16 protein-coding genes are annotated in these 13,887 nt (G+C 65.3%); 4 read left to right on the forward strand and 12 right to left on the reverse strand.

From position 1 onward, the window contains the following. Positions 1-69: 69 nt before the first annotated feature. Positions 70-1,035, reverse strand: a complete 966-nt coding sequence (locus QUV11_RS15085) for an L-threonylcarbamoyladenylate synthase (protein ID WP_300883720.1) — start codon at positions 1,033-1,035, stop codon at positions 70-72. Positions 1,036-1,083: 48 nt separating this feature from the next. Between QUV11_RS15085 and QUV11_RS15090 the strand changes: the two genes are divergently transcribed. The 4 genes from QUV11_RS15090 (at position 1,084) to QUV11_RS15105 (ending at position 4,350) form a co-directional block, all read left to right on the forward strand. Beyond that, a complete protein-coding gene (locus QUV11_RS15090; protein ID WP_300883721.1) occupies positions 1,084-2,811 on the forward strand; it encodes an acyl-CoA dehydrogenase in 1,728 nt (575 codons plus the stop codon). A 127-nt stretch (positions 2,812-2,938) separates the two neighbouring features. Beyond that, complete coding sequence (locus tag QUV11_RS15095; protein WP_300883722.1) at positions 2,939-3,769, forward strand: ATP-binding protein; 831 nt, start codon at positions 2,939-2,941, stop codon at positions 3,767-3,769. A gap of 55 nt (positions 3,770-3,824) precedes the next feature. After that, positions 3,825-4,106 (forward strand): BrnT family toxin, encoded by a 282-nt coding sequence (locus QUV11_RS15100; protein WP_300883723.1) that lies wholly within the window; start codon positions 3,825-3,827, stop codon positions 4,104-4,106. Continuing rightward, entirely contained in the window at positions 4,075-4,350 is a 276-nt protein-coding gene (locus tag QUV11_RS15105) for a BrnA antitoxin family protein (RefSeq protein WP_300883724.1), read from the forward strand. Before QUV11_RS15100 ends, QUV11_RS15105 begins: the two co-directional genes overlap by 32 nt. Before the next feature lie 6 nt (positions 4,351-4,356). On the opposite strand, the gene QUV11_RS15110 is transcribed toward QUV11_RS15105, so the two are convergent. The 11 genes from QUV11_RS15110 to QUV11_RS15160 all read right to left on the reverse strand — a co-directional run. Further along, entirely contained in the window at positions 4,357-5,325 is a 969-nt protein-coding gene (locus tag QUV11_RS15110; RefSeq protein WP_300883725.1) for a flagellar motor protein MotB, read from the reverse strand. Positions 5,326-5,328: 3 nt separating this feature from the next. Further along, a complete protein-coding gene (gene motA, locus QUV11_RS15115; protein WP_300883726.1) occupies positions 5,329-6,192 on the reverse strand; it encodes a flagellar motor stator protein MotA in 864 nt (287 codons plus the stop codon). A gap of 134 nt (positions 6,193-6,326) precedes the next feature. Next, on the reverse strand, positions 6,327-7,178 hold the full coding sequence (locus QUV11_RS15120) for a flagellin (RefSeq protein WP_300883727.1): 852 nt from the start codon (positions 7,176-7,178) through the stop codon (positions 6,327-6,329). A 17-nt stretch (positions 7,179-7,195) separates the two neighbouring features. Further along, positions 7,196-8,527 (reverse strand): flagellar hook-associated protein FlgK, encoded by a 1,332-nt coding sequence (gene flgK / locus QUV11_RS15125; protein ID WP_300883728.1) that lies wholly within the window; start codon positions 8,525-8,527, stop codon positions 7,196-7,198. Then, the gene (locus QUV11_RS15130; RefSeq protein ID WP_367279864.1) at positions 8,524-8,886 is read right to left on the reverse strand and encodes a rod-binding protein; all 363 of its coding nucleotides are present in this window, start codon (positions 8,884-8,886) and stop codon (positions 8,524-8,526) included. Before QUV11_RS15130 ends, flgK begins: the two co-directional genes overlap by 4 nt. Positions 8,887-8,891: 5 nt before the next feature. Continuing rightward, on the reverse strand, positions 8,892-10,010 hold the full coding sequence (locus QUV11_RS15135; protein WP_300883729.1) for a flagellar basal body P-ring protein FlgI: 1,119 nt from the start codon (positions 10,008-10,010) through the stop codon (positions 8,892-8,894). 11 nt (positions 10,011-10,021) lie between these two features. Continuing rightward, on the reverse strand, positions 10,022-10,690 hold the full coding sequence (locus QUV11_RS15140) for a flagellar basal body L-ring protein FlgH (RefSeq protein ID WP_300883735.1): 669 nt from the start codon (positions 10,688-10,690) through the stop codon (positions 10,022-10,024). 163 nt (positions 10,691-10,853) lie between these two features. Beyond that, a complete protein-coding gene (gene flgG / locus QUV11_RS15145) occupies positions 10,854-11,645 on the reverse strand; it encodes a flagellar basal-body rod protein FlgG (RefSeq protein ID WP_300883730.1) in 792 nt (263 codons plus the stop codon). Between the two features lie 22 nt (positions 11,646-11,667). Then, positions 11,668-12,411 (reverse strand): flagellar basal body rod protein FlgF, encoded by a 744-nt coding sequence (locus tag QUV11_RS15150; RefSeq protein ID WP_289620025.1) that lies wholly within the window; start codon positions 12,409-12,411, stop codon positions 11,668-11,670. Positions 12,412-12,458: 47 nt separating this feature from the next. Beyond that, on the reverse strand, positions 12,459-13,289 hold the full coding sequence (locus QUV11_RS15155; RefSeq protein ID WP_300883731.1) for a flagellar hook-basal body complex protein: 831 nt from the start codon (positions 13,287-13,289) through the stop codon (positions 12,459-12,461). Positions 13,290-13,342: 53 nt separating this feature from the next. Further along, positions 13,343-13,887, reverse strand: a 545-nt coding sequence (locus tag QUV11_RS15160; RefSeq protein WP_300883732.1) for a FlgD immunoglobulin-like domain containing protein, incomplete at its 5' end; no start/stop codon positions are given.

A 13,887-nucleotide genomic window follows, 5' to 3' on the forward strand; every position in this document is an offset into this window, starting at 1 on the left:
GCGTCATTCCCGCGAACGCGGGAGTGACGGACAAATACTGCTATCTGACGGTCATGTTCGAACGTCTGCCTAGGCCGCAGCCCTATTCAACCGATCGTTGATCGCATCGCCCATTCCGCCGGACGGGATCGGCGCGACCGCAATCCGCTCACGGGTCGAAGCATCGGCGCGGTGCAGCGCTGCGTAGAGATTGGCCGCAGCCTCGGCCAGATCGCCCGACGCCGACAGCGTGTCATCCCCCGCCACCGCGCCAAAGCCGATCAGCCACTCGCCTGGCTGAGCCGCATCCGCATGCAGCCGCACCGGTTTGCTCGGCGCATAATGGCTGGCCAGCTGCCCCGGCGCCTCGATGGCATGATCTGTCAGCGGCAGCGGGTCCTCGCCCAGCAGGGCGGCAATCGCGGCCGGATCGATCGGCCCGGGACGCAGCAATTGCCAACCCGTTGGCGCTCCCGCAAAGTTGCGCAGCGCAACTATCGTCGATTCCAATCCTGCGCTGCACGCTCCGCCGTCGACGATCAGCGGCACGCCGTCGCCCAGGCTGGCGGCGACATGCGCCGCGGTGGTCGGGCTGATGCCGCCGCTGCGGTTGGCGGACGGCGCGGCCAGCGTCATGCCGCCAGCCTTGAGCACCGCGCGCATCACCGGGTGCGCCGGGCAGCGCAATGCGATCGTCGGCAGCCCTGCGGTGACCGCCGGAGCGACGTTCGCGCCTTCGGCCAGCGGCAGCACCAATGTCAGCGGACCCGGCCAGAACGCGCGGGCCAATTTTTCTGCACGGTCATCGAAAATCGCCAACCGCCTTGCCGCGGCGATATCGGGGACATGCACGATGAGCGGATTGAAATCGGGGCGGCCCTTGGCGCGATAGATCGCCGCTACGGCATCGGCGCGCGACGCGTCGGCAGCCAGGCCATAGACGGTTTCGGTGGGCAGCGCGACCGGACGCCCCTCGCGCAGAATCGCCACCGCGCGCGCAATCGCTTTGTCGCCAGCAGGCATGATCTGCGCGTCAGAAGGGTTGGAAGCGGCCATGTTGGTGCCTATACAGCGCGCAGACGCAAGGCACAGCAGGGAAAAGACATGACATTCAGCGCACCGACCACCGAACAGCTGTTCGTGCTCAGGACCATTACGGGAATCGAGGAGCTGGCCTCGTTCGAGCGCTTTGCCGAGGCGACCCCCGATCTGGTCGAGGCGATCGTCGAGGGCGTCGGCGAGTTCGCGGCCGGCGAGTTCGCGCCGCTGTACCGGATCGGCGATACCGTTGGTGCGCGACTGGTCGATGGTGCGGTAAAGATGCCCGAGGGCTACGCCCAGGCCTATCAGCATTATGTCGAGGCCGGATGGAGCGCGCTCAGCGCGCCTGCCGATCATGGCGGGCAGGGGCTGCCGTTTTCGCTCGCCACCGTGGCGCTGGATTCGCTGGGCGCGGCCAACATGGCGTTCGCGCTCTGCCCGATCCTGACGGTCGGCGCGATCGAGGCGCTGCACCATCATGGCAGCGACGAGCAGAAGGCGCTGTACCTGCCCAAGCTTGCCACCGGCGAGTGGACCGGCACGATGAACCTCACCGAGCCGCAGGCGGGCAGCGATGTCGGCGCGTTGCGCGCTACCGCGACCCCGCGCGGCGACGGCACCTGGTCGATCAAGGGGCAGAAGATCTACATCTCGTTCGGCGATCACGACATGGCCGACAACATCATCCATCTGGTGCTGGCACGCACCCCCGACGCGCCTGCCGGGACCAAGGGCATCTCTTTGTTCCTGGTTCCCAAGTATCGGCTGGATGCCGACGGCAACCCCGGCGAGGCCAACGGCGTCAAGACGGTGTCGATCGAGCACAAGATGGGGATCAACGCTTCGCCCACCTGCGTGCTGCAGTTCGGCGAGAGCGTCGGAGAGCTGATCGGCGGCGAATTCGGCGGTATCCGCGCGATGTTCACGATGATGAACAACGCCCGGCTCAACGTCGGGCTGCAGGGCGTGCAGATCGCCGAGGGCGCGACGCAAAAGGCGATGTGGTTCGCGCGCGAACGCGTCCAGTCGGCGCGCGCCGGTGCGGGCCGTGATCCGGTGGCGATCATCGAGCACCCCGATGTGCGCCGCATGCTGCTGCGGATGAAGGCGGGGACCGAGGCGATCCGCGCGTTGCTCTATTACGCTTCTGGCTTTGTCGACCGTGCCAACCTCGGCATCGACGGCGCGCGCGAGATGGTCGATCTGCTGACCCCGCTGGCCAAGACCTATGGCACCGATCTGGGCAGCGAGATCGCGTCGCTGGGCGTGCAGGTGCACGGCGGCATGGGCTATGTCGAGGAGACCGGCGCGGCACAGTACTATCGCGATATCCGCATCGCGCAGATCTACGAAGGCACCAACGGCATCCAGGCAGCGGACCTTGTCGGGCGCAAATTGGGCATGGGCGGCGGCGATGTCGTGCGCGGCCTGATTGCCGATGTGCAGCGCGATTGCGGCAACCACCCCGCGCTGTCGGCGCTGGCGGGTGATTGCGCCGAGGTCACCGAATGGATGATCGGCGCATCGGTCGATGACCGGCTCGCGGGCAGCTATCCTTATACCACGATGATGGCGGTGATGACGAGCGGCTGGCTGATGCTCAAGCAGCAGCGCGCCGCCGAAGCGATGCTCGACGCAGGCGAAGGCAATGCCGATTTCCTGAGCGCCAAGCTGGTGACCACGCGGTTCTATCTGGATCGCATGGTGCCCGAGGCTTGCGGGCTCAAGGCAGGCGCGATGGCCGGTGCGGAACAGCTCTACGCGCTGGATGCCGAAGCGCTGGCGGGGTGAGGGGGTTTTTTCCCGATTTGCTTACATCGTCATTCCCGCGAACGCGGGAATCCCGCTTCTGCTCGGGTGCCGAAAAGACAAGCGGGCCCCCCGCGTTCGCGGGGGTGACGGAAAAGGGCGCCCCTGAATGACCGACACCGACCCTCTCGCCCGCATTGCCGCCGCGCTCGAACGGATCGCGCCGCCGCTGCTGCAGCCGACCGACTGGACCTCGGCGCCCGCTTATGTCTGGAATGGGACAACGGTGCTGCCGGTGTCGGACCTCCAGGCGATCGCGCTCGACCGTCTCGTCGGCATCGAAGCGCAAAAGGCGAGCTTGGTCGAGAACGTCCGGCGTCATGCCGCCGGGCTGCCCGCGCACGATGCCTTGCTGTGGGGCGCCCGGGGCATGGGCAAGTCGGCCTTGGTCAAGGCTGCAGTGGCAGCCCAGCAATCCGCGGGAGCCCCGCTGGCGCTGGTTCAGGCCGGTGGCGGACCCGATGCGCTGGCGACACTCCCCGCTCTGTTCGACCAATTGGGCGGCATCGACCGTCGCTTCGTCGTCTTCATCGACGATATCGGCTTCGACGGGCCCGAGGCGAGTAGCGCGGCGCGGTCGCTGCGCTCGCTGCTCGAGGGCGGCGCGATGGCACGGCCCGCCAATGTCCGTCTTGCCGTCACCTCCAACCGCCGCGCGATCGCCGAGCGGAGCATGAGCGAGCAGGACGATCCGGTAAACCCGCGCGATGCGGTCGATGACCGGATGGCGCTGGCCGACCGCTTCGGGCTGAGCCTGGGCTTCCATGCCTGCGACCAGAACACCTACCTCGCGATGATCGCAGGCTATGCGAAAGCTTATGGGCTGGTCTTCGACGCCGAAGACGCGCTGCTATGGGCGCGCCAGCGCGGCGCCCGCTCGGGCCGTATCGCTTGGCACTATGTCGTCGAACTGGCAGGCCGCGCGGGCAAGGCAGTGTGATCGGACGCCTGCCATCGTGCTTGTGTAACGAATAAACTGCATCTACATTAAACAGGTGAAAATCACCTGGGACCCCACGAAGGATCGGCTGAACGTGGCTCAGCACGGGCTGTCGTTTCGGGATTTTGCAGGGTTCGATATCGACCCTGTCATCGGTGTGGATGACCGGTTCGACTATGGCGAGATCCGATATCGCGCCTTCGGGCGGATCGACGGCCAGGGCCACTGCATCGTCTTTACGCAAGCCGATGGTGGAATTCGCCTGATCAGCTTTCGTCGGGCCCATGAGAAGGAAATGCGTCGATATGAGTCAGAACAATCTCCCACCAGATTTTGACGAGAACCCGGAGTGGACCGAAGAAGATTTTCGGCGGGCGCGTCCGGCAAGTGAACTTTTCGACGCCGAACACGTGGCATTGCTGGTGCGTCAACCGGGGCGGCCCAAGGGTTCGACCAAGGCCGATGCCAAGCAGCAGGTTGCCCTACGCCTCGACCGGGATGTGATCGAAAGGTTCAAGGCAGCCGGCCCTGGCTGGCAAACCCGGATGAACGACGCCCTGCGCCGCGCAGCCGGGCTTTAGCAGCCTTTACTTCTTGGGCAGCGGTGCCGGAACCGGGCGGGACGGCAGCGCAGGTGCGGTGGAGCCGCCCGAGCTTCCCGGCAACGGCGCGCCGATATCACCGGCGGCACTGCCCGCGAAGGCGAGCGTGATCGACATGCGGCGGTTGGCGGGATCGTTGCGGTCCTGCGGGTTGAACGGCTCCTTGTCGGCGACACCTTCGATCCGCGCGACCTGACCGGCGTTGATGCCCCCCACGACCAGCGCCTTGCGGGTCGCCTCGGCCCGTGCGGTCGACAGCATCCAGTTGTTCATCGTCTTGCCCGAGGCATAAGGCAGGGCATCGGTATGTCCGCGGATGATGACCGGATTGGGCATGCCGTTGATCACCTGCGCGACTTCGCGCAGCAACTCGGCGGCCTTGGGCACCAGAGCATCGGTAGACAGGGCGAACATCGAGAAATCGGCTTCGTCGACCAGATCGATGCGCAGCCCTTCTCGGGTGTCGGTGAAGCGCACATTCTTCATCAGCTTCTGGAGGTCCTTGCGGGCCTGAAGGCGCTGTTCGATCTCTTTCTTGAGCTGCTGGAACTGCGCCTGCTGGGCACTGCGCGCAGCCTTGCCCTTGTCGTCGCTGGTGCCGGTGGCATCCTGCGGAACGGTGATCGCACGCGTGCCGGTCTGTGATGCCCGCTTGGCGTAATCATCGCGCGCAACGATCGATTCCCCGCCGAACAGGCCATTGGTGCCGGCGCTGCCGTTCTTGAGCTGCACCATCGTCGGAGCGAAATAGTCGGCGATCGCCTTGCGATCCTTTTCCTCGGTGGCGCCAAGCAGCCACATCAGCAGGAAGAAGGCCATCATCGCGGTCACGAAGTCGGCATAGGCCACCTTCCAGGCGCCACCGTGATGGCCGCCATGGGCTTCTTCGATGATCTTCTTGACGATGATCGGGCGAACATTCTCGACCGGATCGGGCTTGCGCTTGGCGGCCATGGCTTAGCGACCCCGCATGCCGTCGAACACGTCGGCGAACGACGGCTGGTTGGCGTGGCCCAGGCTCGAGCGCGCGGCCTCGATCACCAGCGGCTGCGGATGGCCGTGCAACGAGGCGATGATGATCTGCTTGGCGACGTGATACATCGCGCCATCGGCGTCAATCACCTGGCGGCAGCGGTTGGCGAGCGGGCCGACCAGACCATAAGCCAGGAAAATCCCAAGGAACGTTCCGACCAGTGCCGAACCGATCATTTCCCCCAGAATAGCGGGCGGCTTGTCGATCGAGCCCATCGTCTTGACGATGCCCAGAACCGCCGCGACGATGCCCAGAGCGGGCAGGGCGTCGGCCAGGTTCTGCAGGCCATCGGCAGGCGCGATGGCTTCATGATGGTGGGTCTTGATTGCCTGATCGACGACGTCCTCGACCGCGTGCGGATCGAGCTGGCCCGAAGAGACGACCACCAGCCGCAACGAATCGCAGATCAGGTGGACCAGCGTCGAGTCCTTCAGCAGCGTGGGATATTCGGAGAAGACCGGCGAGCTCGCGGGATCTTCGATATGCGGCTCGAGCGCCACCGGACCTTCGGTGCGGAGCATCTTCATCAGCTTGGACACCAGGAAGATGCAGTCGAGAAAGTCCTGCTTCTTGTATTTGGAGCCCTTGAACGCCGTCATGACGCCACCACCGATGGCCTTGATGTGCGGCCCGGAGTTGCCGATGAGCAGAGAGCCTGCGGCTGCACCGCCGATGATCATCATTTCCAGCGGCAGCGCATGCAGGATGACCCCCATGCTGCCCCCGGCGATGATGAAACCACCGAACACCATGGCAATCAGAACGACAAAGCCGATAGCAGCGAACATGGCGTATCCCTCGATCCAGAAGTCGCGGCACCTGGGTGGCGCGATGGGGCCGTAAATCGGCCCGGTCAGATCGTAGAACGGCTTTCGGCGGTCGTGGTTAAGGGCAAAACAGGGTTAACAAATAAGGATTTTTGTTAACGAAGATAATCGAACAGGTTCTGCTGCGAGATCTGGCCGTAGACCGCCTGGGTGGCCTGCAGGTTCGTCATCAGCGACTGCAGCCGGGTCAATGCCTCTGTGACATTGGCATCGGACAGCTCGGACCTGCGCGCCGCCAGCGACAATTTGCTCTGCTCGAGCTGGTCGCGGGTCGATTCCAGTGTCGAACGTACCACGCCCTGCTGGGTCAGCAGCTGCGTGATGCGGTTGAGTGCACCGTCTAGGGCATCGAGCTGCACATCACGGTCAGCCCTGGTGCCGTTGCGGATCGATTCGGCGGTTGCCGTCATGATGCCATCGAGCGTCGCGGTGGCGCCGCCACCGATCGGAATGCCCTCCTGGACCGTATCCATGTTGGGGGACGCAACCGTGGTCCGGCCATCGCTGATCGGAACGCGGATCGGCGGGCCGCTGCCGAACAGCGGGCCGCCATAATTGTCGCGCTGGTTCAGCGCATCCCTGAAATCGGACGCAAGGCCATCGACCTCGAGCGCCAGCGATTCGGGATCGTTGGGAGAAATGGTGCCGGAATTGCCCTGGAGCAGCAGCTCGCGGGCACGGATCAGGCCGCTGACGATGGTGTTGAGGCTGGCTTCAGCCTGGCTCGCACGGGTTTCGGCGCGGCCCAGATTGTTGGTCCACGCCGCTTCGTCGGTCTGGAACCGCGAGATCGTGGCGACCTCGAGCCAGGCCTTGGGGTCATCCGAAGGCCGCTCGACGCGGCTTTCCCCGCCGACCAGCGCCTGCTGCTTAGCAATCAGCTGGCTCAGCAGAATCTGCTGTGCCACTGCTTCGGGAGCACGATAGCGGTTCACCGACTGGACCATATTAGTCTATCCCGACCTCAGAAAATCGACAGAATGGATTGCAGCGTCTCGCGCGCGATCTGGATGACGCGTGCCGATGCTTCATAGGCCTGTTGCAGACGGATCAGGTCCGCTGCTTCGCGATCGAGCTCCACCCCCGAAACGGCATCGCGCTGCTTGCGCGCGCTGCTGTCGAGCGCGGTGGCGGCCGCGGCTTCGCTGCGGATCGAGGCGAGGGCGGTGGCGTGGCCCGCCATGAAATTGTTCCAGCGCGTTTCCACGCCATCAGGGGTGCGCAGTGCCCACAGTTTCAGCAGATTGCCGTTGGGGGTCGAGTCAGCACTGGCCAGCGCCAGATCGGCGATCGCGGTGGTCGTGACCACCAGCGTCGCGACGCCGCCGGGCATCGCGAGCAGCGGGGCGCCGGGGGTGCCGGCGTCGGTCCGGCCATTGGCCTGCCAGGCGTTGACATCGTCGACATACTGGCGCGCCAGCGTCTCCAGCTCGGTCAACCGGGTCTGTGCAGTCGCGCCCGCCCGGCTCAGTCCGGCCAGCGAGCCGTTGCTGGGAGACCGGGCCGGGTTGCCGTCGATCAACACCGACAGGCTGCCATCGGCATTGGCCGCGAGGCTGACAGTCGCTGCGAAATTGACCCCGGCCAGCGTCTGCCCGTCATAGGTGACGGTCGCGGTGCCGTTGCCGGCGAGCGACACGGTGGCGTCGAGCTTTTCGCTGATCACCGCCAGCATCGAATCGCGTGCGTCCAGCAGGCCTGCATGGGCATCGGTGCCGACAGGCGTGCGGGTGATGTTGAGGTTGAGTTCGTTGAGGTTTTCCAGCGCGGAATTGAGCGTCAGCGCCTCCAGATCGGCGGTCTGTTTGATCTGTTCGCCGGTCAGCTCGAGGCCGCGCGAGGTCCGCCGGAAGGAATCGACGACGGCATCGATTTCGGCGAGGAAGGTGAGGCGCAGGGCATTGTCGAACGGCGCGGCAGCGAGTTCCTCGCCGCGGCTGAAAAAGCCGTTGAGCTTGGTGCCGACATTCGACCCGGCATTGTCGAGATTGGTCTCGATCCGCTCCATCCAGCTGACCTGGCTCTCGGTGCGGATGCGCGACGCGCCCGACTGGCGCACCTGCGCCTCGAGGAACTCGTCCGAAGAGCGCGAGATGCTGTCGATGCGCACCCCGTTGAGCCCGCTCTGGGCGCTGTAGAGAGGGTTGAGCTTGCCCGACACCGTGGCGTCGCCCAGCAAAGTGGTGCGGCGGACGTAATCGGGGTTTTCCGCGTTCGCGATGTTATGCGACACGGTTTCCATCGAACGCGCATAGGCTCGCAGGCCCGAACGGCCAATGTTGAGAAGGTCGCTCATCTGTCATCGACCCCGAACTGCTTGAGCACCATTTCGGCGATGCCGAAGCTCTGCTTGTCGGCCATGTCGTCGGCCAGACGCGCATCCATCATGTCGCGGAACTGGTCGCCCGCGTCCGACCCGAGCAGGGTGTCGCCCTTGGTTGCGCTGCGCATCGTGCCGATCATCTGGCGCAGGAAGATCGCTTCGAACGATTCGGCGGCCTTGCGCAGCTCAGCCTTCTGCTCCTCGCTCTTGCCGCCCGGCTGAGCGGCAGACTGGGTCGCACCCGCCGCCGCGGCCGCCTGCTTGCCGAGCGGCATGGCAGAGGACTGTGCCGCGCTGGTGCGGGCCAGCGGGAACGCGGAGGAGGCGGGCATGACGGTCACAGGATCACCAGTTCGGCTTTCAGCGCGCCGGCCTGCTTCAACGCTTCCAGGATCGCCGCGAGGTCGCTGGGCGATGCACCGATGGCATTGATGGTTTCCACGATCTCGGACAAGTTTGCACCCTTTGTGATCTCGAACGCCGGATTGGTCTGTTCTTCGATCTCTATCTGGCTGCGCTGTTCCACCGCCGTCTGGCCATCGCTGAATGGCGCAGGCTGAACGATCGTGGGCGCTTCCTGAACCTTCACGGTCAGCTTGCCATGGCTGACCGCAGCAGAACCGATCCGCACTGCCCCATTGATAACGACCGTTCCGGTGCGGGCATTAACAATTACTTTCGCTGCGGCCTCTGCCGGGGTGACGGGAATGTTCTCGATCCGGCTCATCATCATCACCCGCTCCTGCGCGGTGACGGGGGCTGCGATGCGCACCGAGACGGCATCGTTGGCGACCGCGAGGGCATAGCCGAACTGGCCGTTGATCGCGTCGGCGACGCGCATCGCGGTGGTGAGGTCGGCATCGGCCAGGTTGAACAGCAGATAGGGGGTCTGCTCGAAACCCGTATCCACCGCGCGTTCGATCGTGGCGCCGGCCGCGATGCGACCGACCGAGGGGATGTTGACGACGGTGTTGGAACCATCCGCGCCAGTGACGCCGAGGCCACCGACTGCCAGGTTGCCCTGCGCCATGGCATAGATCTGGCCGTCCGCGCCCAAGAGCGGCATCATGATCAGCGTGCCGCCGCGCAGCGACTTGGCCTGGCCGATGGCCGACACCGTCACGTCGAGCCGCTGGCCAGGCTTGGCCATCGGCGGCAGCTCGGCGGTGACCATGACCGCAGCCGCATTGCGGGTGGCGGGGTTGATGCCGGGGGGCAGCGACAGGCCGAACCGGTTGGTGACGCCGCGCATCGCCAGCGTGGCATATTGCAGGTTGTCATCGCCGGTGCCGGGAAGCCCCACGACGATGCCATAGCCGGTCAGCTGGTTGGCGCGCAGGCCCTGGAACGAACCCAGATCCTTGATCCGTTCGGCATGCGCCGGCTGGATCGCCGCCAGCAGAACCAGCGCCAGCGTGAACAGCGCGCGCGCCATATGAGTAAGGGGACGGGTCATATCAGGGGCCTTCAAAACGGACTGACGATTTCAAAGAAGCGCTGCAGCCAGCCCTTCTGGCTGGCGCGCGCGATCTCGCCGCTGCCGCCGTAGATGATCTGGGCATTGGCGACGCGCGAGGAGGGGATCACGTTTTCCGGGCTGATATCCACCGCGCGGACGATGCCGCTGAAGCGGATATGCTCGGAACCGCGGTTGAGGCTGATCAGTTTCTCGCCGCGCACCAGCATGGTGCCGTTGGGATAGACCTCGGCGATCGTCACGGTGACCTGGCCCTGCAGCGAGTTCGACTGCTGCGCGGTGCCGATGCCCTGGAAGCTGGTGTTGCCGCCCATGCCGATGTCGCTGGGGTTGAAGAAGCTCAACGGACCGGTGGCCGGCGGGGTGATGCCGATGCTGCCGTTGCGGTCGGTGTTCGCGCCGTTCGACTTGGCTGCCTGGGTGCGCTCGACCAATGCGATGGTCAGGATGTCGCCCACCATGCCGGCGCGCGCGCCGTTGGTCAGTGCCGAATAGCCGTTGCTCGCCTGGAAGATCGCGCCATTGGGCACCGCGGGGGCGGGCGCCGGCAGCGACAAGGTCGGTGCATAGTCCGGATCGGGCTGGACCGGCGGCCGCTTTTTCCTGGCATAGGCGGGGGAAGCGGAGATGACCAGCGACAGTGCGATGGCGGCTACCAGTCCTCCCCTGAAAGGGGAGGTGGCAGGGCGTAGCACTGACGGAGGGGTGTCGCCGGTGCGAGGGCGTGACACCCCTCCACCACGCTGCTGCGCAGCGCGGTCCCCCTCCCCTTGCAGGGGAGGATTTTTGGCGGCGATGGATTCAATGCGGTTCATTTAACGATCAACCCATCTGCTGGTTGGCGAACTGGAGCATCTCGTCGGTGGCCGAGATCATCTTGGAGTTGACCTCATAGGCGCGCTGGGTCTCGATCATGTCGACCAGCTCCTCGACGATGTTGACGTTCGACCCTTCCAGTGCGCCCTGCCGCAGCGTGCCGCGGCCCTCGAGCCCGGCAGCGCCGGTGACCGGCGGACCGCTGGCGGCGGTTTGTGCCAGCAGGTTGTTGCCCAGCGACTGCAGCCCGGTCGGGTTGACGAAGCTGGCGATCTCGATCTGGCCGAGTTCGCTGGGTTCGGGCTGTCCGGCCAGGGTTGCCGACACCATGCCGTCGGCACCGATGGTGATTCCGGTCACGCCCGGCGGAACCTGGATGTTTGGGACGACGGGCAGGCCTTCGGGGGTCACCAGCTGGCCTTCGGCCGTCTGGTTGAAATTGCCCGCGCGAGTGTAGGCGAAGGTGCCGTCGGGCAGCTGGACCTGAAAATAGCCGTTGCCCTCGATCATGATGTCGAGCGCATTGTTGGTGATCTGGGCCGAGCCTTGCGTATCGATGCGGCTGGTGCCCGCGACCTTGACGCCGGTTCCGACCGAAAGCCCGGTGGCATAGCGGTTCTGCGCGTCGGCGCGAGCGCCCGGCGCAATCTGCTGCTGATAGGCCAAAGTCTCGAAATTGGCGCGGTCGCGCTTGAAACCGGTGGTGTTCACGTTCGCCAGGTTGTTGGCGATGACGCGCATCTTGGTGTTCTGGGCGTCCAGCCCGGTGCGGGCGACCTGAAGGGCTCCGTTGCTCATCTCAATTACACTCCGTTCCGGTTCAATTGGGCATCCGCATGATGCTGGCGCCGCTGTCGTCCAGTTCCTGGGCGGTGGTCAGCATCTTGACCTGGGTTTCCCAGGCGCGGCTGGCCTCGATCATGTCGACCAGCGACTGGGTCATGTTGACGTTCGATCCTTCCAGCGCGCCGGTCGTGACGCTGGCATCGGGGTCTTCGGGCAGAACGCCATCGCCGGGCACGCGAAACAGGTTGTCGCGGCCCTTCTTGATCTCGCTGCCCTGCGGGCTGACCAGCTTGAGCCGGCCGGCCTCGATCGGCTGGGCCGGATCACCGCCGACCGGGACGATCGAAATCGCGCCGTTCGATGCGATCGTGATCTTGTCCGCAGAGGGCAGGGTGATCGGGCCGTTCTGGCCGAGCACGGGATGCCCGTCGCCGGTGGTGAGCAGCCCGGTTTCGTTGACCACCAGATCGCCGCGCCGTGTATAGGCTTCGGCACCATCGGGGGCCTGGACCCCCAGCAGCGCATCGCCGTTCAGCGCGATGTCCAGCACCCCGCCGGTGTTTTCCACGGTGCCGCCGTTCATGTCGGCACCGGTCACCGCCTCGCTGGTGGAGGCGCGGCTGTCTAGGCCGGCACCCTGGATATAGAGCGCGCGGGCGTTGACGATCTCGGCACGAAAGCCGGTGGTGTCGGCGTTCGCCATGTTGTTGGCGATCGCCGTCTGCCGGGTCATGATGCCCTGCATGGCCTTCAGGTTGGTGTGGATCATCTTGTCCATGTCAGGGCACCGTGTGTTGGGGTCAAAATCAAAGCGTCAGGCCGTCATCAGGTCCGCAGGTTGACGATGGCCTGCGTCATGTTGTTGGCGGTCTCGATCGCCTTGGCGTTCGCCTGGAAGTTGCGCTGCGCCGCGATCAGTCCGACCAGCTCCTCGGTGAGGTCGATGTTGGCCGCCTCGAGCGCGCCCGAGCGGACGGTGCCCAGCGGGCCGTTGCCGGCCTGGTTGATCGACGCGATGCCGGACTCGCCGGTTGCCTGCCAATGCGAATCGCCGATCGGGCGCAGGCCCTCGACAGCGGCAAAGCTGGCCATCGCAAGCGCGCCGAGCCGAGACTGGTTGCCGTTCGAGAAGGTCGCGGTGACGACGCCGTCATCGGCAATGGTGATGTTGGAGAGCACTGCGGTGGCATCGGTCGGATCGGTCTGGGGAAGCACGAAGTCGACCATGTTGGCCGCGTCGGTCGAGGTGACCTGGCCTGCTGCGTTGACGGGCAGCAGCTGCGCCTTGTTGCCGGTGTTGTCGACGACTTCACGGTTCACATTGACCGAGAACGATCCGTTGCGGGTGTAGCTCTGCGCCTCGCGCGGGGGCTGGCCCTTGACCACGAAGAAGCCGTCGCCCGCGACAGCGAGGTCGAGCGTGCGGTCGGTCGAGTTGATCGAGCCTTGGGTGAACTGCTGGACGATGCCGTTGAGGCGAACGCCCTGACCGGCCACCGACTTGGTGCTCTGGGTCGGCGCGGACGCGAACAGGTCGCCAAAGGCGGCCTTGCTCTTCTTGAAGCCGATCGAGTTGCCGTTGGCGATGTTGTTAGAGACGACGGAAAGGTCGGTCTGGGCCGCTTTCAAGCCGCTGAGCGAGGTGACGAAGGACATTGGGGTTACTCCTCAGGAAAATGGGGTCGGTAGAAAAAAGTCGTGGCTCGGGATCAGGCGATGCGCCGGACGCTGGCAGCGGACACGTTGCCGCCTGGCGTCACCAGCATCGCTTCTGCGCCGGTGCTGCTTGATTCGACCGCCGTGACCGGCAGCCAGGTGGCCAGCGTGGACGGGGTGGCGCCGGTGACGCGGACCTTGAGCGGTCCGACATCGACAGGCTTGCCGGCATCGTCCTGGCTGATCAGCTCGAAGGGAACCTTTCCGGCGTTGACGCTGCCCAGCTGCTGGGTGTGGACGACTTCACCGGCTGCGTTCAGCCATTCGACCGCGACGTTCGCGGCAGGCTCGCTGACGTTGAATTCGCCACCATAGCGGCCCTCGGCATCGGCATAAGCGGTATCGCCATCCTGCAGCACCGACCGGCCGATGAAATTGGCCGCTTCTGCCAGGCGCGAGGTTCCGAACCCTCCCGCGATCTGCTTGAGCGACACGTTCATCTCGGAGATGCCAGCGACCTGGCTGAACTGCGCCATCTGTCCGACCATCGCCTGGTTGTCGACCGGATCGAACGGATCCTGGAACTTGAGCTGCGCGG

It is taken from the genome of Blastomonas sp., assembly GCF_030373265.1.
Lineage (GTDB): Bacteria > Pseudomonadota > Alphaproteobacteria > Sphingomonadales > Sphingomonadaceae > Blastomonas.